At 56.9% G+C, this 22,058-nt stretch carries 19 protein-coding genes; 15 read left to right on the top strand and 4 right to left on the bottom strand.

Annotated elements, in window-relative coordinates:
- Positions 1–100: 100 nt before the first annotated feature.
- Genes AC1RKJ_RS07940 through AC1RKJ_RS07930 form a run of 3 tightly spaced genes read left to right on the top strand, consistent with a single transcriptional unit; the run spans position 101 to position 2,895 of the window.
- Positions 101–1,294 carry a cytochrome P450 gene (locus AC1RKJ_RS07940; RefSeq protein WP_492790527.1) on the top strand — a complete coding sequence of 398 codons (1,194 nt, stop codon included), beginning with the start codon at positions 101–103 and terminating at the stop codon, positions 1,292–1,294.
- 15 nt (positions 1,295–1,309) lie between these two features.
- Entirely contained in the window at positions 1,310–1,639 is a 330-nt protein-coding gene (locus AC1RKJ_RS07935) for a 2Fe-2S iron-sulfur cluster-binding protein (RefSeq protein ID WP_492790526.1), read from the top strand.
- Positions 1,636–2,895 (top strand): NAD(P)/FAD-dependent oxidoreductase, encoded by a 1,260-nt coding sequence (locus tag AC1RKJ_RS07930; protein WP_492790525.1) that lies wholly within the window; start codon positions 1,636–1,638, stop codon positions 2,893–2,895. The genes AC1RKJ_RS07935 and AC1RKJ_RS07930 overlap by 4 nt, the downstream gene beginning before the upstream one ends.
- A 53-nt stretch (positions 2,896–2,948) precedes the next feature.
- Here the strand turns inward: AC1RKJ_RS07930 and AC1RKJ_RS07925 are convergent, their stop codons facing one another.
- Positions 2,949–3,476, bottom strand: a complete 528-nt coding sequence (locus AC1RKJ_RS07925) for a MarR family winged helix-turn-helix transcriptional regulator (protein WP_492790524.1) — start codon at positions 3,474–3,476, stop codon at positions 2,949–2,951.
- Between the two features lie 117 nt (positions 3,477–3,593).
- Here AC1RKJ_RS07925 and AC1RKJ_RS07920 point away from each other — a divergent pair, with 117 nt between their 5' ends.
- From AC1RKJ_RS07920 to AC1RKJ_RS07890, 7 genes are read left to right on the top strand one after another with little or no spacing between them, the layout of a single operon-like run.
- The gene (locus tag AC1RKJ_RS07920) at positions 3,594–4,769 is read left to right on the top strand and encodes an ABC transporter substrate-binding protein (protein WP_492790523.1); all 1,176 of its coding nucleotides are present in this window, start codon (positions 3,594–3,596) and stop codon (positions 4,767–4,769) included.
- Between the two features lie 54 nt (positions 4,770–4,823).
- The gene (locus AC1RKJ_RS07915; protein WP_492790522.1) at positions 4,824–5,714 is read left to right on the top strand and encodes a branched-chain amino acid ABC transporter permease; all 891 of its coding nucleotides are present in this window, start codon (positions 4,824–4,826) and stop codon (positions 5,712–5,714) included.
- On the top strand, positions 5,707–6,741 hold the full coding sequence (locus AC1RKJ_RS07910; protein WP_492790521.1) for a branched-chain amino acid ABC transporter permease: 1,035 nt from the start codon (positions 5,707–5,709) through the stop codon (positions 6,739–6,741). The genes AC1RKJ_RS07915 and AC1RKJ_RS07910 overlap by 8 nt, the downstream gene beginning before the upstream one ends.
- An 11-nt stretch (positions 6,742–6,752) precedes the next feature.
- On the top strand, positions 6,753–7,481 hold the full coding sequence (locus AC1RKJ_RS07905) for an ABC transporter ATP-binding protein (RefSeq protein WP_492792678.1): 729 nt from the start codon (positions 6,753–6,755) through the stop codon (positions 7,479–7,481).
- Positions 7,481–8,191 carry an ABC transporter ATP-binding protein gene (locus AC1RKJ_RS07900; protein ID WP_492790520.1) on the top strand — a complete coding sequence of 237 codons (711 nt, stop codon included), beginning with the start codon at positions 7,481–7,483 and terminating at the stop codon, positions 8,189–8,191. The genes AC1RKJ_RS07905 and AC1RKJ_RS07900 overlap by 1 nt, the downstream gene beginning before the upstream one ends.
- 49 nt (positions 8,192–8,240) lie before the next feature.
- Positions 8,241–9,008 (top strand): SDR family NAD(P)-dependent oxidoreductase, encoded by a 768-nt coding sequence (locus AC1RKJ_RS07895; RefSeq protein ID WP_492790519.1) that lies wholly within the window; start codon positions 8,241–8,243, stop codon positions 9,006–9,008.
- Between the two features lie 34 nt (positions 9,009–9,042).
- Positions 9,043–10,479, top strand: coding sequence for an NAD-dependent succinate-semialdehyde dehydrogenase (locus AC1RKJ_RS07890; RefSeq protein WP_492790517.1), 1,437 nt, complete (start codon positions 9,043–9,045; stop codon positions 10,477–10,479).
- A 146-nt stretch (positions 10,480–10,625) separates the two neighbouring features.
- Here the strand turns inward: AC1RKJ_RS07890 and AC1RKJ_RS07885 are convergent, their stop codons facing one another.
- A complete protein-coding gene (locus tag AC1RKJ_RS07885; RefSeq protein ID WP_492790516.1) occupies positions 10,626–10,964 on the bottom strand; it encodes a hypothetical protein in 339 nt (112 codons plus the stop codon).
- A gap of 160 nt (positions 10,965–11,124) precedes the next feature.
- Here AC1RKJ_RS07885 and AC1RKJ_RS07880 point away from each other — a divergent pair, with 160 nt between their 5' ends.
- The 3 genes from AC1RKJ_RS07880 to AC1RKJ_RS07870 are packed head-to-tail and all read left to right on the top strand — an operon-like array spanning position 11,125 to position 16,129.
- Complete coding sequence (locus AC1RKJ_RS07880; protein ID WP_492790515.1) at positions 11,125–12,603, top strand: cytochrome P450; 1,479 nt, start codon at positions 11,125–11,127, stop codon at positions 12,601–12,603.
- Positions 12,600–14,648, top strand: a complete 2,049-nt coding sequence (locus AC1RKJ_RS07875; RefSeq protein ID WP_492790514.1) for a hypothetical protein — start codon at positions 12,600–12,602, stop codon at positions 14,646–14,648. The genes AC1RKJ_RS07880 and AC1RKJ_RS07875 overlap by 4 nt, the downstream gene beginning before the upstream one ends.
- Before the next feature lie 14 nt (positions 14,649–14,662).
- Positions 14,663–16,129, top strand: coding sequence for a Dyp-type peroxidase (locus AC1RKJ_RS07870; RefSeq protein WP_492790513.1), 1,467 nt, complete (start codon positions 14,663–14,665; stop codon positions 16,127–16,129).
- A gap of 13 nt (positions 16,130–16,142) precedes the next feature.
- Here AC1RKJ_RS07870 and AC1RKJ_RS07865 read toward each other — a convergent pair whose 3' ends face one another.
- Positions 16,143–19,358 carry an ATP-binding protein gene (locus AC1RKJ_RS07865; protein ID WP_492790512.1) on the bottom strand — a complete coding sequence of 1,072 codons (3,216 nt, stop codon included), beginning with the start codon at positions 19,356–19,358 and terminating at the stop codon, positions 16,143–16,145.
- A 278-nt stretch (positions 19,359–19,636) separates the two neighbouring features.
- On the opposite strand from AC1RKJ_RS07865, the gene AC1RKJ_RS07860 reads away from it, so the two are divergent.
- Entirely contained in the window at positions 19,637–20,356 is a 720-nt protein-coding gene (locus AC1RKJ_RS07860; RefSeq protein ID WP_492792677.1) for a Crp/Fnr family transcriptional regulator, read from the top strand.
- A gap of 29 nt (positions 20,357–20,385) precedes the next feature.
- Here AC1RKJ_RS07860 and AC1RKJ_RS07855 read toward each other — a convergent pair whose 3' ends face one another.
- On the bottom strand, positions 20,386–20,631 hold the full coding sequence (locus tag AC1RKJ_RS07855; protein WP_492790511.1) for a hypothetical protein: 246 nt from the start codon (positions 20,629–20,631) through the stop codon (positions 20,386–20,388).
- Positions 20,632–20,642: 11 nt separating this feature from the next.
- Between AC1RKJ_RS07855 and AC1RKJ_RS07850 the strand changes: the two genes are divergently transcribed.
- Positions 20,643–21,965, top strand: a complete 1,323-nt coding sequence (locus tag AC1RKJ_RS07850) for a LacI family DNA-binding transcriptional regulator (RefSeq protein WP_492790510.1) — start codon at positions 20,643–20,645, stop codon at positions 21,963–21,965.
- Positions 21,966–22,058 lie beyond the last annotated feature (93 nt).

Raw genomic sequence — 22,058 nt, 5'->3', positions numbered from 1 at the left:
TTTGCCGAACGAGCGGGCCTGATGAATCACAGGGGCTCGTTTCTCTTGTGCGATGCCGGATCGACGGACGTTCGTTTCAGTCACTAGGAGGAGAATGACCATGGACGTGATTGCTGATCGGACCGCTACCGACATCGATCCTTTTTCATCGGGTTACATCCTCGATCCCTATGCATCTCATGAGCGGATGAGAGATCTTGCCCCCGTTGTCTGGCTCGAGAAATGGAACGTCTGGGCTGTTGCTCGCTACGAGCAAGTGCAGTCCGTTCTGACAGACTGGCGGACTTTTTGTTCGGGCGGCGGCGTCGGAATTCTCGATCAGCGTAAGAATGGCGGCTGGAGAACGCCAAGCCTTCTTCTTGAAACAGATCCGCCCGACCATACCGCCAACCGCGCAATCGTCGGCCGCATTCTCTCCCCCGCGGCGCTGCGCGCTTTGCGCGCTACGTTCGAGAAGGAAGCGGAAATTCTGGTCGATAAGGTCGTCAAGGCCGGAACGGTTGAGGGCATTACCGGATTTGCTGAAGCCTTCCCCATGAAGGTATTTGCAGATGCGGTTGGCGTACCTCTCGAGGGCCGGCACCATCTGATCGCTTGGGGCAACATGGTGTTTAATGGCATGGGGCCTCGCAACGAACTGTTCGACTGTGCAATGGCGAATGCCGACGAGGTGTCGCAATGGGTCAACATGGCCTGTCAGCGTGAAAACCTGACGGACGGCAATCTTGGCGCGCAAGTTTATCGTCATGTTGATTCTGGAGAGATCGACGAACGGCACGCCGCGCTGTTGGTCCGGTCCTTTCTGTCAGCCGGAATTGATACGACAACATACGCGATAGCCAGTGCGCTTTTCTGTTTCGCCAGTCATCCCGACCAATGGGACATCGTTAGGAGCGAGCCGGCGATGGTGAAAGCGGCGTTCGAGGAAATGATGCGCTTTGAATCGCCGTTTCAGACATTCTTCCGAACGACGACGTGCGATACGGAACTCGCGGGCGTTCAGATTGAAAAGGACAGCAAGGTCCTTGTGTCCATCGGTGCCGCGAACCGCGATCCGCGCAAATGGAACAATCCCGACAATTTCGACGTTCGGCGCAGCACAACGGGGCATGTCGGGTTCGGGGCCGGCATTCACGGTTGTGTTGGACAAATGATCGCCCGGCTCGAAGTTGAGGTGCTCTTATCCGCGCTTGCGCGACGGGTGAGTCGGATAGAAATGACCGATTCACCGGTTCGCCAGTTGCACAATACGCTGAGGGGCTTCGAGCGCCTTCCTCTGCGCTTTCACGCGTGAGGCGGTAAAGATTCAATGCCGTCGATCACCTTCATTCAATCTAATGGACGCCAGGACGTCCTCGATGTGCCGGTCGGCACCACGCTCATGCACGCGGCCGTCGGCGCAGGTCTCAACGGTATCGTTGGTGAGTGCGGCGGATCCGCGATGTGCGCAACATGTCATGTCTATGTGGATCAAAAACAGGATCAGGCGAAAGCAATTCCCCCGGTCAGCGCTGTTGAAGACGCGATGCTCGATTCTGCGGCATCGGAGCGACGGAGTGAAAGCCGTCTGAGTTGCCAGCTCCGTGTTACAGAAGCGTTCGATGGCCTTGTGGTTCATCTACCCGAGAGCCAGCTATGACGGCGCCCGAAACGGTCATCATCGTCGGCGCGGGTCAGGCGGGATTCCAAGCCGCGGCTTCGCTGCGCGATGAGAAATTCGCGGGCCGCATTCTTTTGATTGGCGATGAACCGCATTTGCCGTACCAGAGACCACCTCTCTCCAAGGCGGCGCTCGAATCCGGGGCGCAGGCCACCGGACTATCACTCAGGCCGTCGAAATTCTTCGACGACAGAATGATAGAGGTCCGGTCCAATGAGCCGGTTTCAAAAATCGATCGTTCGAGCCTATTGGTCACGCTGCGCTCAGGAGAAATTCTCCGATACGATCATCTTGTTCTTGCGACCGGCACGCGGAATCGGCTTCTGCAGGTTCCCGGCGCAGATCTCGACGGGGTTTGCTATCTTCGAACTGCGGCCGATGCCGAGGTTCTCCGGGCCAAGCTTGAACAGGCCAAACACTTGGTCGTCATCGGTGCTGGCTTTATCGGTCTCGAAGTCGCTGCGGTTGCTCGGAAGCGCGGTATTGCCACGACGGTGCTCGACATCGCGTCGCGGCCTATGGCGCGTGCCGTCAGTTCACTGACGTCGGATTATTTTCACGGCCTTCACGCAAAAAGCGGCGCGAAGATTCATATGAATGCCGACGTTGTTGCGATCGACGGCGTCGATGGGAAGGTGACTGGAATTCAACTCGGAACCGGTGAGCGGCTTGCGGCGGATCTCGTTCTGGTTGGAATCGGTGTGGTTCCAAATGCAGAGCTGGCAGCTTCAGCGGGGTTGTTGGTGGACAATGGCATCGTCGTCGATGAATTCCTGACGACCAGCGCCCCGCATATTTCCGCCATCGGCGACTGTGCAGCTTTTCCGGCCGGCGCGGACGGTATGTTGACGCGGCTGGAATCGGTGCAGAACGCCGTCGATCAGGGACGTGTCCTGGCTGCGAAACTCGTGGGCCGGCAGATGCGTTATGCAAGCGTGCCGTGGTTCTGGAGCGACCAGGGCGACGTCAAATTGCAGATTGTTGGCCTTGCAGCAGGGCATGATGAAGTCCTGGTTTCAGGCGAAATGGATGGCGGCTGCTTCTCAGTATTCTGCTTCAGAAGAAAAAATCTCGTTGCCATCGAATCCGTCAACCGCCCGGCCGATCACATGGCTGGCCGGCGCTTATTAAAGCATAACGTTCGGTTGTCACCGGAGCAGGTCACTGCCGCGCAGTTCGATATCAAGGCAATGGAGATTCAGGCGCGTGAGACGGCGTTGGAGGTTTGTCCATGACAGGCCGAGCCATCCGCGAAAGCCATCTTCGCCAAAGAAATGCCTCCATCTCGCTACTTTTTCCGTTTGCCTTGAGTGGGGCTCGTGGGGTCGTAGGCGTTCACGTAAGGCACATTAGCGCGCATCTTTCGCAGGCAGACGATGAGAGTTTCGATCTCTTCCGGCGAAAGAGTCGACAGCAGCCGTTCTTCGCGCGCAAGCGCTGCAGCAATAATGCGGTCATGGAGAGCATTGCCGGATTTGGACAGCCGCATGATCCGCGAGCGGTTGTCATCGGGATCGGGCTCACTCGTAACAAGACGCTCGTCCTCAAGGACGTGCAGGCTGCGACTGACCGCGCCTTTATCGAGTCCGATCGCGTTGATGATCTGGTTCGCGCTGATGTCAGGCATTCCCGCGAGGACGCCCATCACGCGCCACTCGGTGATCCCAAGACCGAAGTGATTCCGGTAGGTGTCGGAAGCACCGCGCGACAGCCTGTTCGAGATGTAAGTGAAAAAGTACGGGATGTGCCGATCCAGATCGAGCACGGTGCGGCCGGATACGGCTGTAGCTCCCTGACGAACATTTTTCTTTTGCACGAATATTTTCCCCGCAATTTCTCAAAGGAAATCCGGTCACTTGCATAAGACCGAACATACAAAGTGATGATCTAAAGCAAACGCAGAGTCATTGAAATCAGAATGAGGGAGGAAAAAATGGAAAAGTTCAAGCACATCGTGATGACAGGGTTGTTCGTCGGACTGTGTGCATCGTCTCAAAGTCATGCACAAGAGCCGCTCAAGGTCGGAGTGGTGACGCCTCTCTCCGGTACTTATGCGGGCATCGGACAGCCGGTCCGGTGGGGGTTGGAGCTCGCAGCAAGTGAGATCAATAGCGCCGGCGGCATTGCTGGCCGAAAAGTTGTCCTCATTTTTGAAGACGAGGAAGCAAATCCCTCTGTCGCCGTTCAGAAGGCCGAACGCCTGTTTCAGGTCGAGAAGGTCGATTTCCTGACAGGCATGGTCAACTCGGGTTCGACGCTCGCAGTTGGACAACTCGGGGAGCGAAACAACAAGCTGGTGTCGACCACCGTTTCGTTCGCGGATTCGATCACGGGCGACAAGTGCTCGCCGAACGTATTCCGCGTCAATGCTCGCGCCGAGCAGCAATCCTATGCACTGACGAATTGGCTTGGGAAAGAAAAGCCAACCGCCAAGGTATTTGCGGTCGGTCCTGATTATGAGATGGGACGGTCAAGTGTAGCCGCGCTCAAGGCCGGCGCTGCGAAAAACAAGATCGAGGTCGTGGGCGAGGTTTTTGCTCCGCTGGATTCGAAGGACTATTCGCAATACTTCGGCCAGATTCGCGCAGCGCGACCTGACATGATCTACACGTCGGTGGCTGGCAACGACACTGTTCGCTTTCTGACCCAGCTCGATGAATTTGGAATCCTGCGGACAGCGGGTGTGGTCGGTTCGTCGGGAACGATCACTTCGCAAAATCTGGCTGCTGTCGGCAAAGCCGCGGAGGGTTACGTTACGGGATCGGGGTATTCACCCAAGATCGATACCATCGAGAATAAAAAGTTCGTCGGTGCATTCCGCGCGATGTTCAAGACGGACCCTGATCTGTTCGCCGCGGACTCCTATGGGCTGCTCTATGCCTACAAGGCGGCGGTTGAGAAGGCTGGCTCGGCTGACACCGACAAGGTTCGTGAAGCGCTGCGCGGACTGTCGTGGCAGACGCCTCAGGGCCAGAAGACGATCCGCGCCGGTGACAATCAGGCCATGCAGCCGATGTACATCGTGAAGATCAAGAACGGCCAGTTCGATGTCGTCGGTCAGGTCGCGGCCGAAGACGCGATCGGTCCGGATCAGTGCACTCGCTTCTGATTCTTTCGCTGCGGCGCTCGAAGAGCGCCGCAGCGCCACACGGTGGAAAGCATCATGGGATTGATCGACTACATTCAATTTGTCCTGGCGCCTCAGGTCATCAACGGGCTGGCGCTGGGGACGGCTGTTGTGCTTGTCGCGCTGGGACTGACCATTATTTTTGGCTTGCTTGACGTCATTAATATGAGTCACGGTGAATTCTACGCGGTAGGTGCATTTGCAGGCCTTTCTTTGGCGGCTACCGGAGTCAATTTCTGGATTTTGATCGCGCTGGTGCCGATTTTGATGGCGCCATTGGGGATACTCACAGAGCGATTTTTGATACGACGCGTGTTCGACGGCAAGGATCGGCATGTCTCGACGCTTCTGCTGACGTTCGGCCTGTCTTTGATCATCGAGGATGTTCTGAAGGCAATTTACGGGCCCAACACCCACCGCATCGATGCGCCGGTATCAGGCGCACTCGAAATCTTCGGAATTATCGTTCCGAACTATCGGCTGCTTCTGATCGGAATCGGTGCAGCCATCATCTGTGCTGTGGCGTTCGTGACCTATCGTACGCGCCTGGGAGCGGTGGTGCGTGCTGCGGCGTTCGACCGCCTGATGGTTTCGTCGCTGGGCGTTCCGGTGGGCTGGGTTTATGCGGGCACGTTTGCGCTCGGTGTTTCGCTTGCCGGACTCGCAGGTATTTTGCTTGCTCCCTTGTACTCGGTGTTTCCGACGATGGGACGCGATTTTATCCTGCTCGCGTTTTCCGTGGTCATCATCGGTGGAATGGGGTCAATTTGGGGCGCGGTCATTGCCGGCATTTTCCTGACGCAGGTGCAGGCCCTCGCAAGCCTCGTGATCTCACCGGTCTGGACCGACCCGATCGTGTTTGGAACGATGGTCGCGTTTCTTATGTTCCGCCCGCAGGGACTGTTCGGGAGACTGGGTCATGCTTGACCGGCAATCCCAGATCATGCGCGCAAACCACCTTCTGATGCTGGTCTTCGTCGGCGGGGCGCTGGCTTTGGCTCTTTTCGGTATGGTGTCCGGCAATGCATTCTATCTTCGCTTGAGTACAGAAGCTCTCATTTTTGCGGGCCTTGCGCTCTCCGTCGATCTGCTATTGGGTTATACTGGAGCCTTGTCGCTTGGGCAGGCGCTCTATTTCGGCATCGGCGCATATGTGTCGGCGCTTGTGCTGCTCAGAACGCCGTCATTCTGGCTTGCAATGGTTGCGGCCGGTGGGGTCTCCCTCGTCGTGGCCTTTGTCGGTGGCATTATCGCCAATCGTGTCCGCGGTGTTTACTTCACCTTGATCACTCTTGGTCTCGCTCAGGTCGTCGGCAAGATCGTATACAACACCCGCGAACTGGGAGCGTCAGACGGTATCATCGGCATTCCGGTGATTGATATCGGCATCGGTACGTTGTCGGTGTCCGCGGGCAATCCGGTCGGCTTTTTTCTGGTCGTTCTCTGCATTATGGCGGCGCTCTACGCGACCCTTTCATACCTTCTCGAAACGCCGTTCGGGCGCGTTCTGATTGCACTGAAAGTCAACGAAAAGCGTGTTCCGTTCCTGGGTTACTCATCGTGGCGCGCGCGGATGGTGGTTTACGTGCTCGCTGGGTTGGTGGCAGGCCTGTCCGGGGCGCTCTATCCGATGCTGCGCGGCTTCGTGTCGCCCGAACTGATGTCGTTCACTGTGTCCGGCAATGCGGTGGTCTCTGTGCTGTTGGGGGGCGTGGGGACGCTGGCCGGAGCACTTTACGGCAGCGTCCTGCTTGTCATCATCAAGTCGATCGTCGGGAGCTGGACCGAGCATCATCTGATTTTCATTGGTGCGCTTTTCATGTGTTCGATCCTGTTCCTGCCTCGAGGGCTGATTGGGATTGTTCAGCCCTGGCTTCTGCGATTTGCGGCACGGTCAGCCAAATCCGAACCCGTTGAACGTGTGGTGGCTGTCTCGCAGGAGGTCAAATCGTGACATCACCTGTCATGAAGATTGAGGGACTCGGCATCGCCTTCGGAGGATTGAAGGCGGTTGACGATGTCACCTTCGATATCGAACGGTTTCGGGTGACCACCGTGATCGGCCCTAACGGTGCGGGTAAATCGACGCTCTTCAATTTGATGAGCGGCGCGCTTCGTCCCCGCTCCGGACGGGTGTGGATCGACGGCGTCGACATGACGGGAAAGTCGCCAGAGCAGATGAAAGCGAGCGGTCTGTCACGCTCATTCCAGATTACGAATCTGTTTTTCGATCTTACGGTGCGGGAGAATCTGAGGATTGCAGCGCAAGTTCTGGAGCCGCGGCGAAACGCTTTCCTGTTGACTCGAAAGAGCGTCCGCGCGCTGGCCAAGGTCAAGGAAATGCTCGACCGGTTCGATCTCGGTTCAAAAGCCGACGAACTTGCGGGGAGCTTGTCCCATGGTGAACAGCGCCGGCTGGAAATCGCTGTCTGTCTTGCCTCCGAACCGAAAGTTCTGCTGCTCGACGAACCGACCCAGGGGATGAGTCAGGGTGACACCGAGGAGACCAAAGAATTAATCCGGTCGCTCGCCAACAGTGTGACGGTCGTTTTGATCGAACATGACGTAGGTCTAGTGATGAGTATATCGGATTACATTGTCGTCATGCATCAGGGCCGCAAGCTCGCTGCCGGCGATCCCAAATCCGTGCGCGCCAACCCTGCCGTCCAGGCAGCCTATTTCGGACACGCGTAATGCTGCTGAAAATCGAAGGGCTGCACACGTATTATGGCCTGAGCCATATCATTCAGGGAATCGATCTCGAAGCTGACAGCGGCGAGATCATCGGCATTTTTGGCCGCAACGGCGTCGGCAAGACGACACTGCTGAAAACGATCGCGGGCTGGGTGGCGCCTGCGCGGGGACAGATCATGCTGGACGGCGCGCGGCTGGATGGCCGCAGCTCCGACAAGATATGTCATCTGGGTGTCGGGATTGTGCCGGAAGACCGGCGCATCTTTCCGGGCCTGACGGTTGCGGAGAACCTCAGTATTGCTCTGCTGCAAGTGAGAGGCCGCAGCGCGCGAGAGGAACGACATGCGCTCGACCGCATCTACGTGCGGCTGCCGCGCCTGGCGGAGCGCCGCAAGCAGTTCGCGACCACGCTATCAGGTGGCGAGCAACAGATGCTCGCGATGGCGCGCGTGATGCTGGGAAAGCCGAAGCTCGTGTTGATCGATGAGCCTACGGAAGGATTGGCGCCCATGATCGTGGAAGACATTTTCAAAATGATCCGCGATCTGCGCGACGACGGCGCCTCAATCTTGCTAGTCGAGCAGAATGTCCATCAGGCACTCATGGTGACCGATCGTTTCTGTGTGGTGGAACGCGGGCGCATTATCGTGACAGGCGATGGAAAATCCGAAGCGGATCGCGAGCGGCTCTTTGCCGCGATCGCCGTCTAAGCGGCAAGCTGACCCCATCCGAACTCTCAATTGTATGCAGGAAAATGGAATGACAACGGCTTCGAAGCGACTTGATGGCAAGGTTGCCATCGTGACTGGCGCAGCACAAGGCATTGGGCGCGTCTATGCGTTGGCGCTCGCCGCCGCCGGCGCCAAGGTTTGTGTGTCGGATATTGCGGTGCCTGAAGAAACTCTCGCCGAGATCAACGGAGCCGGTGGGGAGGCGAGTGCCGTGAAGGCCGACGTTTCTAGTCAATCGTCACTTGATGCCATGATCGAGCACACAGTTGCGAGGTTTGGGCGTCTTGATGTGCTTGTGAACAATGCCGGTATGTTCGGATCGTTGAAGATGCAGGGTTTTGCCGACATCGCATCCGAGGAGTGGGATCGCGTCATGACGGTCAATGTGCGCGGTGTCTGGCAGGCGATAAACGCCGCGGTTCCCGCCATGAAAAAGTCCGGTGGGGGCAAGATCATCAATATCTCATCCGGCACTGTATTTAAAGGCAGCCCGTATCTATTGCACTATGTGACGTCCAAAGGAGCCGTGATCGCGCTGACACGCGCCATTGCTCGCGAGCTTGGAGACAGCAATATTTGCGTCAACGCTATCGCGCCGGGGCTTGTCATGAGCAGCAACGTCCAATCCCATCCAGACTGGCAGAATGTTGCCGCGGGCATTGTATCGAGCCGTGCAATCAAGCGGGAATCGATGCCAGAGGATCTCGTCGGCGCATTACTTTTTCTTGCTTCAAATGATAGTAATTTTGTCACTGGCCAGACCTTGGTGGTCGATGGTGGCTCTGTTATGCACTAATTGAAACTCAAGAAACCGCTAAGGGAGAATTCGGGTGTCAAAAGTTCAGCTCTTTATCGACGGCGAGTGGTGCGACAGTCTGTCCGGGAAGACGATTACAGTCGTTAATCCAGCTACGGAAGAAAAAATCGGCGAGGTCGCCCATGCCCAGCGCGAGGACCTTGAACTTGCAGTGAATGCGGCTGAACGCGGCTTTCGGGTTTGGCGCAAGATGTCGCCGCTCGATCGCTCCGGAATCTTGCGCAAGGCCGCGGATCTGCTGCGCCAGCGCGCTGAGTCCATCGCGCCCATGATGACGCTCGAACAGGGCAAGCCTGTCGCTGAGGCGAAAATCGAGATTCTGGGCTGCGCGGACTTTCTCGACTGGTTCGCCGAAGAAGGCCGCCGGACCTATGGGCGGATGATCCCGGCGCGGGGTGAGGGCATCTACAATCTGGTGATGAAGGAGCCGGTCGGGCCGGTGGCGGCATTCACGCCGTGGAATTTCCCTATGAGCCAGGCGGTGCGTAAGCTGGGCGCGGCTCTGTCGGCCGGTTGCTCTGTGGTCATTAAGCCGCCTGAGGAAACTCCTGCATCCCCGGCTGAGTTAATCCGCGTGCTGGCCGATGCGGGCTTGCCGAAAGGTGTCGTCAATCTGGTTTATGGCGTGCCGTCGGAGATTTCGGATTACCTGATTTCACATCCGGTCATCCGCAAGGTTTCCTTTACGGGGTCGACGCCGGTCGGCAAGCAATTGGCCTCTTTGGCTGGTGCGCATATGAAGCGCATCACCATGGAGCTTGGCGGCCATGCTCCGGCGATCGTATTTAACGACGCCGACGTCAAGTTCGCAGCGGCCGTGCTGGCAGGTGGGAAGTACCGCAATGCCGGCCAAGTTTGCATCGCGCCGACGCGCTTCCTGATCCAGGACGGCGTTTACGATCAGTTTGTCGATGAATTCGTTGCGAAAACCAAGGCGCTCAAGGTGGGCAACGGTCTTGAGGACGGAGTGACCATTGGGCCGCTGGCCAACGATCGTCGTCAGGCGGCGATCGGCTCGCTTGTCGATGATGCGCTCAAGAATGGCGCCAAGGCGCTCACCGGTGGCAAGCGAAGCCAGAACAAGGGCTATTTCTTCGAGCCGACCGTGCTCGTCGATGTGCCAAAATCCGCGCGCGCCATGAACGAGGAGCCGTTCGGCCCCGTCGCTCTGATGTCACGCTTCAAGGATTTTGATGAAGTCATGACGGAAGCCAATCGTCTTCCATATGGCCTTGCATCTTATGCCTATACGCGTTCGGTGAAGACCTCGACCGCACTGGCAACCGGTATCGAAAGCGGAATGCTGTCGATCAATCATTACGGACTGGCATTGCCCGAGTTGCCATTTGGCGGGGTTAAAGATTCGGGCTACGGCTCTGAAGGCGGGCTTGAGGCAGTGGAAGCCTATCTCGCCACCAAGTTTGTCTCGCAAGGCAGCCCGGCATCGTGATTGATGATCCGAGGTGAACGCTTTGGGTTCGTTGCGTGTGCGAGTGTCAACAGGGCGCGGACGCTCTGTTGACACTCGCTTGCAACGATCATGCTTTCAGTGAAGCCTGCCATTTTCCGTTCTTAATCTGCTCTTGAACAAGATTTTCAATACTTTGAGCCATCGCGCTGACCGCCGGAGACCGTGGGCGGTCGCGCGACGTCGCCAATACCCATTTCAGTGACATTCCGCGAATAGGCATAGCTTTCGGGCGCATGCGAGCCGGCGCTTGGGCGGACAATCCAATCCTGTTTTCTTTGTAACTTATGGAAATAGAAGGCTGGTGCTCGGGAGAAGCCCGACGGAGCGTTACCTTCCGCGCATGCAAACATGGCGATTTCTTTCAAAGGCGCGAGACGGTCGAACAATCCCGGCCGTTGCTGCGCGCGGTAGCCATGGGCACCGCCCAAACTATTGTTGTTATTGGAGATTTGCAGAGCGTGCATTGATGTCTTCGTTGTCCCAAAATCCTGCTGGCTGGTTTCCGCTCACATGCCTCTGAGTATTGGCCGTTCCTTCGTGGAGATGATATTCTGCGATTTGCTGAACCTGTTGCCGGCTTGGATTTTTAAGGCTCGTTGCCAACGATAATTGCGGGATGTCGTCATGAGCACGAACGTTCCTGATTCAATGATCGAAGGTCGGCATCGCGGCTCTGCTGCGCCTCGGCGCCGCGAGTGGCGGGCGACTGACGGTGGCGCGCTGACCCGGTTTTTGCAAAAGATATCGCTGGCCAGACAGATGGCTGGCTACCGTTTCAGCTCCTACATCTTTTCACAGCTCTGGCTTCTCAAGCTTGCCTTTACGCTGCTGCGCGGCGTGAGGCCGATCTCGATCTTCGGAAAACTCGTGGTTCTCACCAAGATGAGCGATGTCCGCGAAGTGCTCGGACGCTTGGATGACTTTACACTTGGCGAGGTAATCGAGCCGGGAATGCCGTGGGGCCCGTTCCTGATGACGGTTGACTGGAACGAGCAGCACGCGCGCGAGCGGGGGCTCCTCCAGAGTGTGGTCAAGCGGGAGATCGATCCGCAGACAATCCGGAAATCTGTTGCTGAAGAATGCCGCGAGCGGATAGCTGCCGCCAATGACGGTCGGATTGACATGGTGGCCGAGCTTGCGGAACCTGCTGTTATTCGCATCGCTGCTGACTATTTCGGCGTTGCTCCGTTGAAGAACGACATGCGCCGCATGGCGCGCGTCACGCGTAATTTGGCCGGTATCATTATGGTCAATCCGCCGGTCGGATCGAAGCCGTGGATCGACTCGCGTGAGGACATGGTGGCCCTGACGGAACAACTGCTGGAGCAGATTGCAGTTGTAAAGTCGGTAATCAACGCGTCGCGCCGAACCGAGCTTCCCGATAATTTGCTGACGCGTCTCACTGTACTGCTGCACGCGGGTGGCACGCCAAAGTGGTTTGATGAAGACTGGATACGACGATACCTGACCGGTCTGGTTGCGACCGGCTTGGCAACAGTCGTCCGCGGCACGTCGCAGACGGTCGATCAACTCGTCGCACGTCCGGATGCCTTGAGGGAGGCGCAGAGGCTCGTCGCGGCGCTCGACGAAGCGGAAGTAGATGAGAAACGTTTCGCCAGCGGTGCGTCGGAAATCGAGCGGCGCTCGGCCACCGAGCGTGTGTTGAAATCACACGAGGCGCTGACGCACTACATCTATGAGGCTCTCCGGTTTCGGCCGATGCTTCCTCTGCTGGTCCGCGATTGTCCGCGCGAAACAATCATCGCAAGCGGAACTAGGCGTGTGCGCATTGTGCCGGCGGGTGCGCGTGTTCTGGCAGCGCCGCTGGCCGCCATGTTCGACCCGGACGCATTTCCACATTCGTTGCGCTTCGATCCGCAGCGACCGCTCAAGAGTTACATTCATTTTGGTGACGGGGAGCGTCGTTGTTTTGGGAGATATGTTGCGGAAGGCGCGCTCATGGAAATGGTGCGGGCACTGCTGCGTCTGCCAGGTCTCGCCCGTGCGTCCGGCTCTGATGGCCGGATCCGCTATGAGGGGCCCGCGCCATATTCATTTGTACTTACATTCAATAAGCAAGCGACCGGGGCTCAGGAACGGTGAACCCGAACTACACGACCATCATCACGCCGCTCGATCCCGATCGTGTGGATGAGTGTCGGGAATATCTGCGCAACAATGCCGAGCCAGGTCTCGCCGGTGACTCCATTGAATGCCGGCCGCTGTTTCGGTTCGACAAGATCGGAAGCCTGCATTTTTGCAGCTTCGTTGTCCTCGAACCCGACAGCGAATTTTCACCTAGCCTCGTGTTCGAAGCAACATTCGACGGGTCCCGAGAGGATTTTCTCAGTGAATTGCTGGATGTCGCGTCTGCAGGCATGCATGAAGTGTATCGGTTTTGTGCGGACTATCCGTTTTCCGGGCTCGCGGCACCGCAGCTGATCGAAGAATATCTTGTGAGCCATGACGTCGGCGCGAACACTTTTTTCAGCGGCAGTCCGGGACGTTCCGTTGCGCAAATTCAAGGCGAAAGCCTTGTCCGCCGCGATATTCTCACGTTCCTTTCGAAACGATGCCAGCCGGGCGAAGCTATTCCAACGCGGTCGGTCGGGTTTCTGGACGAGGTGCGTCGGCATGTGATCCGCGGCCAGAACGATAATCGCTGGTTCGAGCAAGTTGCGCCAATACCCTGGGAGATACGACAGCGCTCGGCGATTGTGGCTGGGACCGTCATCGCGGCGTTCGTCGTGGTCTGTGCGGTCGGTGTAGCCGTGGGCGCGCTGCTCGGGTGGGGGCCATTTGTGCTGCACGAACATATCGTTCGGACATTCGAACAAGTGAGTCACATCGGGGCCAAAATCAGCAACCTTATGGTGTCTCGGTTCCCCGGGATTGCCAGTCACATCACCATTGAGCCCGCGATCCTCCACATCCTGATCGCGTTGACTGTCGTATGGCTGATCGTGCGTGTCTTTGAACTGTTTCTGACCAGCTGGACGAAGAATCCTCACGATCAGCTTTTCATCAATCGTTTCCCGCTCCAGATCGCGGTTATCGTCAGATATGTTTTGATTGTGTTTCTTGTCGGCTCCGTCGTCCTGGCCATTATTTCAGGAATGACCGCGGCGCGATCGGCAGGCATTGCTCAATCCGGCTTCTGGGCATCGTTCATAACGACAGCATCGATCATCGGGCGTCTCATTGCGGTCGGCTTGATCTTGGCGGTTCTGAACTATTGGGCGATGTCGCTGAAGCTTGCCGTCCAGCTTCGGCCATACGACGCCGTTCGTGAGAATGTGCGCCGGTTGCTGTTGGATATTGACAGGTTCGCGATGGTTGTCGTGGGCGCGATCGGCATCCTGCTCGTTGCACGTCATATCCCGTTTGCCGTCAGCGAGCAGATCGCGATGGTCGCGCGATCATTCGTTTATGTGATTTTTGTCATTGTGGCTTACGGGTTCATTGGCATCCTGACCTTTTATGCCGCTGGAGTTTTGATCTTCGCGCTCATACGAACGCTCGAGATCAGGGACAAAAGCAACTTTTCGGAGCCTGCCGAGCTCATCGTCCGAGCCCGTGCGAACGCCGTGAAGTATGCCCGCGAAGAGGGTGGCATCAACAGATATCAGAACCATCTGGCGAGCATAACATCCGTAAAGCCGGGCTTCATTCGGTGTTGGTTGCTACGGCTTGCACTGTTTGTGATCAACCTGCTGTCCCGTTTCTGGTTTAACCGGGGGGAGCTTGGCGGCATACCGACAATCCTGTCGGCGCGGTGGGTGATGATCGACGGCGGGAAGCGACTCCTGTTTCTAGATAATTACGGAGGCGCCTGGGAAAGCTATCTCAACGAGTTCATCGATCTGGCGGCGGTGAAGGGTCTGAATGCCATTTGGTCGAACACGTTCGTTACGGCCGATGGAAAATCCTACGGTTTTCCTGCACCGAAATTTCTCTTCTGGAAAGGCGCGCAGGCCGAACAGCCCTTCAAGGCTTATGTCCGCCAAAGCCAGGTTGAGACGATCGTCTGGTACAGTGCATATCCCACGCTCAGCGTTATCAATATCAATGCGAGTACCGATTTGAGACAGTCGTTGTTCAAGCCGCTGAACTATGGCGAGATCGACGCGATATTTCGAAACCTCTGATATGGACAGCTGCCATGGAGAAGGTTGAATGGGATGACGTTCAGAGGCTGGTGCTGAGCGGGTATCCAAAGTTGCCATTCTCCGCTTACGTCTTTTGGCACTTCGTGCCCGGCGAGGTTGACTCTGCAAGAGAATGGTTGCGACGATTGTCGAGCCGTTTGACGTGCGCGACGGCCAACGGTGGCAAGCAGGCGATAAACCTGGCGCTTACGGCGTCTGGCCTGAAGCATCTCCGTGTCAGTGACGACGTACTGAACAGCTTTTCTCTGGAGTTTCTGGAAGGAATGGCCCCGAAGCCGACAGCGGAAACGAAGTTTCCGCGACGGTCAAACGTTCTCGGGGATGTTGGTGACAGCTCGCCCGAGCTCTGGGAGTGGGGTGGTTGGAAAGAAATTCGCGACATCGACGGAATGCTGCTGCTTTACGCTGCCGATAAAACGAAACTTCTCTCGTTCATCAATGCCGAGATCGCCGAAATGGCGGGTGCCGCCGTGCTTGCTATGCGGCAGAACGGCGAACCGCTCATTATCGACGGCCGGATTTATGAAGATCGCAAGGAGCACTTTGGATTTACCGACGGCATTTCCCAGCCTTTGATTGAAGGTTCGCCAAAGGCAAACGGGCGCGGCAAGAAGCGCAGCAGCGACGCCGACCACAACAAGAAGCTGACCCCGGATGAAAAGCGAATTCTCCTCGTCAAGCCGGGCGAGTTCGTGCTCGGTTATAAGAACGAGCGTCGTACCAGCATCTCGGATATCTCCGGCGCGAAGATCAGCGCAAATGCAGAACCAAGAGACATTCGGCGCAATGGGACATACCTTGTATTCCGGCAACTGGAACAGGATGTGCCTGCATTCAGCGAATTTGTCGCGAAGACGGCTGAACGTATCTATGGACGGGCAGATCAACTTGCCCAGGGAAAGGTTGCATCCCAACTCGTTGGGCGAACGCGCCAAGGCGATCCTCTGTTTCCGATAGACCGGCCTCCTGGCGCGGCGCCGCGTAACGATTTTCTCTATTACTTCGAGGATCGCTTTGGCATGGCTTGCCCAATCGGGGCTCACATCAGGCGCGCGAATCCGCGAGACACGATCGGGCCGGATGCCGATACAGCGCTGCGTCTTTCAAAAATGCATCGCATTATCAGGCGCGGCAGGCCTTATGGCGAAAGATTGGATATGGCCAAGGAAAGTGCGGCTGGCAGCCAAACGATGCGTGGAATTTCATTCATCGCTCTCAATGCAGATATCGCCGGGCAATTCGAAATGATCCAGCATTCATGGTTGAACAACACTCACTTCGACGGCCTTTACGCCGGCACAGATCCACTTGGACATTTCAGTTGCGCTGGAGACGTGGCCACGATCCAGGACAGGCCAGCGAACCACCATATCGACCGGCCGCGCCCGTTTGTCCGTGTCCGTGGTGGTGCTTACCTGTTTCTGCCCGGCATTGAGGCAGTCCGCGCGTTGGCGGGTTAATTCTGGCCGACATTCAAGGCTGAGGCAGCTGACTTGCTGCGATGCTCGGCTCTTTGTTTCGGCTTGCGGCGCTCATTGCCGCGTGACGGCAGGTTGCCACCAGAATCTGCATGCCGCATTTTTCTGCAAGCTCAAGTGCGCGCTTGAAATAGGATTCCGCCGTGGCGCGGTCCTGCGGATTTCCGGCCCGCGCAGTCTCACCGAGCAAATGCGCAGCGTACGCCTGCTGCGGCGGCTCCCCGCGCTCTTCCGCGAGCGCCAGGGCGCGCTCACCCGCGGCCTGCGCTTCCGTAAGGCGGCCAGCAGCGAGCAGGGCCCGTCCTTGAGCAACAAAGAGATAGCGCCAGCCGAACGAATGCTCCGCCAATGGCACGTCGAGCCGCTCAGGCGCCGACAGGATTTCGAGGGCAGTCTCTATGTCGCCCGTCGCAAGATAAGCCTCTCCTATCCGGGCTGCGAAGACGGGATACATTTGAACCATTTCGAGATCCAGGCAGGTTTGCCAACTCTCGCGCAAAAGGAAAAGCGCTTCGGCATGTCGCCCCTGGGCCGTCCGCAGGCGACCGAGCACATGATTGATATTTGCACGTGAGTAAGCGTGATCCAGAATTTCAGCGCGTCTGCTGGCGTCCTCGGCCACGGTTTCCGCGCGGTCGAGATCGCCGAGTTCAATCAGTGAGTCCGCCATGAACGTTCGCAAAAGAACGCTGGGATAAGCGGCCCAGCCAGCCCTCTTCTGATCAAGCTCCGGGGTTTCAATGGCAAGGCACCTTTCGTGCATATTGATTGAGGTTGCGAAGTTTCCGAGCTCGTGATGGACAATGCCGACAATGAGAAGTGAAGCGAACTGGAGCGAGGGGTCGCCGATTTTATTTGCGATCCGGCTTGCGATTTCGGCAGCTGCCATTGCGGCGTCATGCTCTCCGAGTCTCCAAAGTGCTACAGCAAGCTGACAATTGACTGCAGCCGTGCGCAGCGGGTCTCTGGAGGCATCGGCCAGACGGCTCGCCTCGCGCAATATGTCCGCGATCTGGCGATGTTTGCCGAGCGGCTCAAGCGCAATTACCAGCGTCAAGCGGAAATCGATCTCGGCTTTGATCTTGGCGGGAGAATCAGCCAAATGCGACAGGGTTTCCAGGCCACGCTCGAAGATGCTGATAGCGTCCTGATTGGCGCCGCGCTTTATAGCACGCCGGCAACTGCGCAATTGATAAGGAACGGCTTTTTCCCATAACTCGGCCTTGAACGCGTGATCGGCGAGGCGATCAATGTACTCGTCAAGGCGATCTGAAAAACGCGACTCAATGATTTCGACGGCTTTGGCATGAAGGGAACGTCGAAGGCCTAGCAGCATCGTGCTGTAGACAACTTCGCGCGTAAGCTCATGCTTGAAGGAATAGTCGGCTGATGTGGTGCTTCTGATTTTGCGAAGAAAATCGGCAGCTTCCAGCGTTCTAAGTTCGCTGGAGATCTCCGCTGGGGTCACGTCAAGCATTTCCGAGAGCAATGCGACGGAAATTTCCATACCGATGACGGCTGACGTCTGCAGCAGGGACTTTGGGAATCCATCCAGCAGATCGATGCGAGCCGCGAGGACAGAATGAATGGTCTGTGGAATTTCAGCGCGCCCGGTCCGCTTGATCGCCCGATAGCTGCCGGGCTGTCCCTCAAGAAACCCCGTTTCCTTGAGCGTCTGGACCAGTTCTTCCATAAACAAGGGATTGCCTTGCGACTGAGCCAGTATTCTCCGTTTCAACGGGGCAAGACCGCTGTCGTCACCCATGAGCCAGTCCATCAACTGGTGAGACGTCATATCGTCAAGCGGTGACAAATCGATACAGGTTGTGCCGCGATTCAGGGGGCCGCCTTCGGGGCGCTGCGTTCCAATGAGAACGCTTCGCGTTCCTTCGAGGGCGGTAGCCAAATTCTGCAGAATGAGCTTGGTCTCTGCGTCGGCCCAGTGAAGGTCCTCGACCAAAATTACCGAGGGATTCGATTGTGCGTAGTGAAAAACCAGCGACCTGACGGCCTCCATGGTTTTGAGCCGCCGCTCTGATGGCTCCAGTTTCTTCCATTCCTGATCATCAGCGTTGAGGTCCAGCAGCGAGAGAATAGGCGGCAAGAAAACGGACAGATTGCCGTCCAGCCGGTCGATTCCTTCCTCGACGCGGCTGATAACAGCTTCGGGGCTGTCATCAATGCCAATTCCAAACATGGCTCTGATCAGTATGCCGATGGGATAGTAGCTTGAACTTGTCCGTTGCGAGGGGCAGGCGGTCTCGAGCACGGTCCATTCAGCGGAGAGGTTCCGGATGAAATCATGTATCAGCCGGGATTTTCCCAGTCCCGCTGCACCGACAATGCTTAATGACTGTCCATTGCCTGCCGCGGCATTCTCGATTGCGCTTCTGAGGGCGCGCAATTCATTTTGGCGGCCAACGAGGACGCTGAGGCCACGCGCGGACCGGACCTGCCATCGCGTTCTCATTCTTATTGCCGATAGCTCGAAAACTTCAACTGCTTCCGAGATGCCCTTTACCTCCGCAAATCCCTGCGGCTTGACCGTGATAAAACCTTTCGCAAGATCATGCGTTGCCGCCGTCAACAGGATCTTGCCTGGCGCGGCGAGTTCTTCCATTCGCGCGGCCAAATGGACGCTTTTCCCGACAGCATCGTAATTCATCGCGAGATTATTGCCGATTGAATGAATGACGACCTCTCCGGAGTTCATGCCAATGCGGATGGCGATATCTCGTCCGGTCCTTTGATTGAGTTCGCCGACGGCGGTTCGCATCGCAATCGCCGCGCTGCATGCTTGAACCGCGTGATCCTCTCTCGCGATCGGAGCTCCAAAGAGTGCCATAATTCCGTCGCCAAGCGTCTGGTTCACGAAGCCATCGTGATGATGGACCGCATCCATCAAACTTTTGAGGACAGGACCGAGAACCTGGAGCGCTTCCTCCGGATCGAGCTGATCGATCAGGGCCGTTGAATCGCGGACATCCGCAAAAACGACCGTAACGTGTTTGCGTTCGCCAAGCATTGCACCGCCGGAACGCAGGATGCGTTCGGCAAGATCGGCGGGGATGTTCGATTGTAGAAAGGAAAGCGCGTGCGACGCTGTCTCGCTGGAACGAGCCTTCGGGCGCCCGCAGCCACCGCAAAACCTAGCTGTCGGTTCCAAAAGGAAACCACAGTAGCTACAGCGATGATCCGTGCTGCCGACCATGCCACGCTACCTTATGCTTATGGTAGCCCGCAGTTCCAAGCCTAGGCTAGACTTAGGGGGTTCTATGGCAATAGCAAGACAGATGAGCCTTTTGGGGCGGGTCAGACCTCTGAAAGATAGCGGCAAGCCGGCCGAATATTGCAAATATATTATAGACTTCGCCGCTCTGCAGCGGCATTTGATTGAAATTTCTCGAAGCCAATATTGTTCCGTACCGGCGTTGCCAGGAGCGTCGAATGGGAAGAAGTTTAGTTGTTTTGCAGGCGGGCCATACACCGATGCTTCAAGACGATAAGCCGAGAGCAGTCCGATCCGCCGGCGACAAGACCCATGTCTTGCGCAGCCATCCGCTGTTTCGCGGCCTCGGAGCTGATGCCCTAAATCAACTATGTCATTGCGCAAAAAAGAGAACCTTCAAGCGTGGCGCAACAATTTTCGCGAAGGGTGATCCTGGCCAGAGCCTCTTCTTCATTATCAGCGGCACGGTAAAAATCGGTGTTTCATCCGCCGACGGCCGAGGTGCGATCTTCAATATGGTCGATGCGGGAGAAATGTTTGGTGAGATAGCGGTCCTTGACGGCCTCGCGAGAACAGCCGACGCCATCGCTAACTCTGACTCCGAACTGTTTGTCATCGATAGGAAAGATTTTCTATCGTTGTTGGCCGGTCAACCGGTGCTGGCGACAAAACTGATAGAGCTGCTTTGTGTCCGATTGCGCTGGATCAGTGATCATGTGGAGCAAGTCATATTTCCTGACTTGTCCGGCAAGCTGGCCAAGGCGCTGATCCGCCTGATCGATCGACGGGGCGCTGCGCTGGACAAGAAAATCACCATCACGCAGCAGGAAATAGGTGAGATGCTTGGCATGTCGAGAGAGAGCGTCAACAAGCAACTGCACGAGTGGGCTGAGCGGAAGCTGGTGCGTCTTCAGCGCGGGTCGATCACCGTCATCGACGTGGATTCGTTGAAGGGTATGGCGGAGCGCACGCAGGATTGATCGCTTGCGATGGCCGGCCATCCGAGATTTCAGATTTTCTGGAGGTTAACCAGCGGACAAGCCTTGCGGCTATGAGTCGGGTTCTGCTGCGCCTGTTCGAGCTGCGAGGATGCCTTTACTGGCAAGGCTGATCGGGGGGTTATAGCGAATCCGATCAAGGCCATGACGAAAGCAAATTCCACCGCCAGAACTGTAACAGACCATCTCCAACACACCGTCCAATTTCGCCGGTTGCCTAAATCGGGGTGAGCAAAGTTTCCTGATGGCACTTGCATGAATCCCTCCTTTGAAGGACGGCGATTCACTAGCCTGGATTTCCATAGAGGTCTGTGAACTAAGTCACAGACCAAGGCGGGCCTCCGTATGTCAGCTTCGGAGCTACCCGACAGCGGGTCACCATGATGAGGTGTGGCGGCGAGTTAAACTCCCCCGCAAAATGCAAGCAACAACATCGGCTCACATGCGATCAGCGCGCAACATGATTGTCGCGTGCAAGATCGCTCGCTCACGCGTTGGCTCGCTAAATCCAAAAGGTACCAGACGATATGCTTGCTTCACACCAAACGGTCTCCTAGGTTACCACTTCATTGCAACTGTCGGTGTCTTGATGAGATCGCGTTTGACCGATGTCGCCCGTATGGCAGGCGTGGATATTTCCACCGCGTCCCGCGTGCTCCGCGGCGAAACCAATCAGCGCATTCGCGAAGAGACCCGCAAACGGATTCTTGAAAGCGCGCGTAGCCTTGATTATTCGCCGAATACACTGGCGCAAGGTTTGCGGACGTCACGCAGCCGGACGCTCGGCCTGATCGTTCCGCAGCTTGATAACCCGGTGTTTTCGTCGGCTATCCGAGGTGCGGAGAAATCGTCGGCAAAGCACGGCTACTCATTATTGATCGCTCATAGGGAGCCGGGCGCAACCGATGCTGTCTATCACCGCCTGTCGCATGGCAACCGGGCCGATGGTCTTTTGGTCGCGAGCCTTGATGACGACGGTCTGTTGCGTGAGGAACTGGAATCCACCCATACGCCCTTTGTGCTGCTTAATCGGCGATTGCCGGGCAGTCCCTATTGCGTCGTGCTGGACAGCCGCGCTGCGGCGGCAATCGCTGTCGATCATCTTGCAGAGATGGGGCACAAGCGGATTGCGCATCTCGCAGGGCGACCTGGCGGATTCAATGCGGGCGAACGTCTCGCCGGCTATCGTGATGGACTGAAGCGTCACGGGATTCCGTTCGATCCGAAGTTGGTTGCCGTTGCGGGCTATACAGCAGAGGGCGGTGCGGACGCGATGCGCAGTCTTCTTGCGCTCAAGCCGACGGCGGTTCTGGGTGCAACGCTCGTCACCGCGGCGGGCGCGATGGCTGTTTTGCATGATGCAGGTTTGCAAATTCCGCGCGACGTTTCTGTGATCGGTCTGCACGATGCGCCCGTTGCGACCATGCTTTATCCGCAGTTGACGTCGGTGAAGATGCCGACCGAATTGATGGGCGAGATTGCATCCGATCTTCTGATTGATCTTTTGAACGGCGGTACGCCGCAACCCGTCGCGCCATTGGCGCCGGACGGTCTGGTCGCGCGCGCGTCTACAGGTCCAGCTCCACGCTGAATTTTTAACTTGACCGACGGGCAAGTTTAGACGACGTTTGAACAAACGATTGCGCAAACTATTTGTTCAATCATAGAAAAGCGAAGTTGTCGG

The organism is Afipia sp. GW822-FHT04G07 (assembly GCF_058800765.1).
The sequence above is the reverse complement of the archived record's forward strand: the minus strand, read 5'-3'. Positions and strand labels throughout refer to the sequence as shown.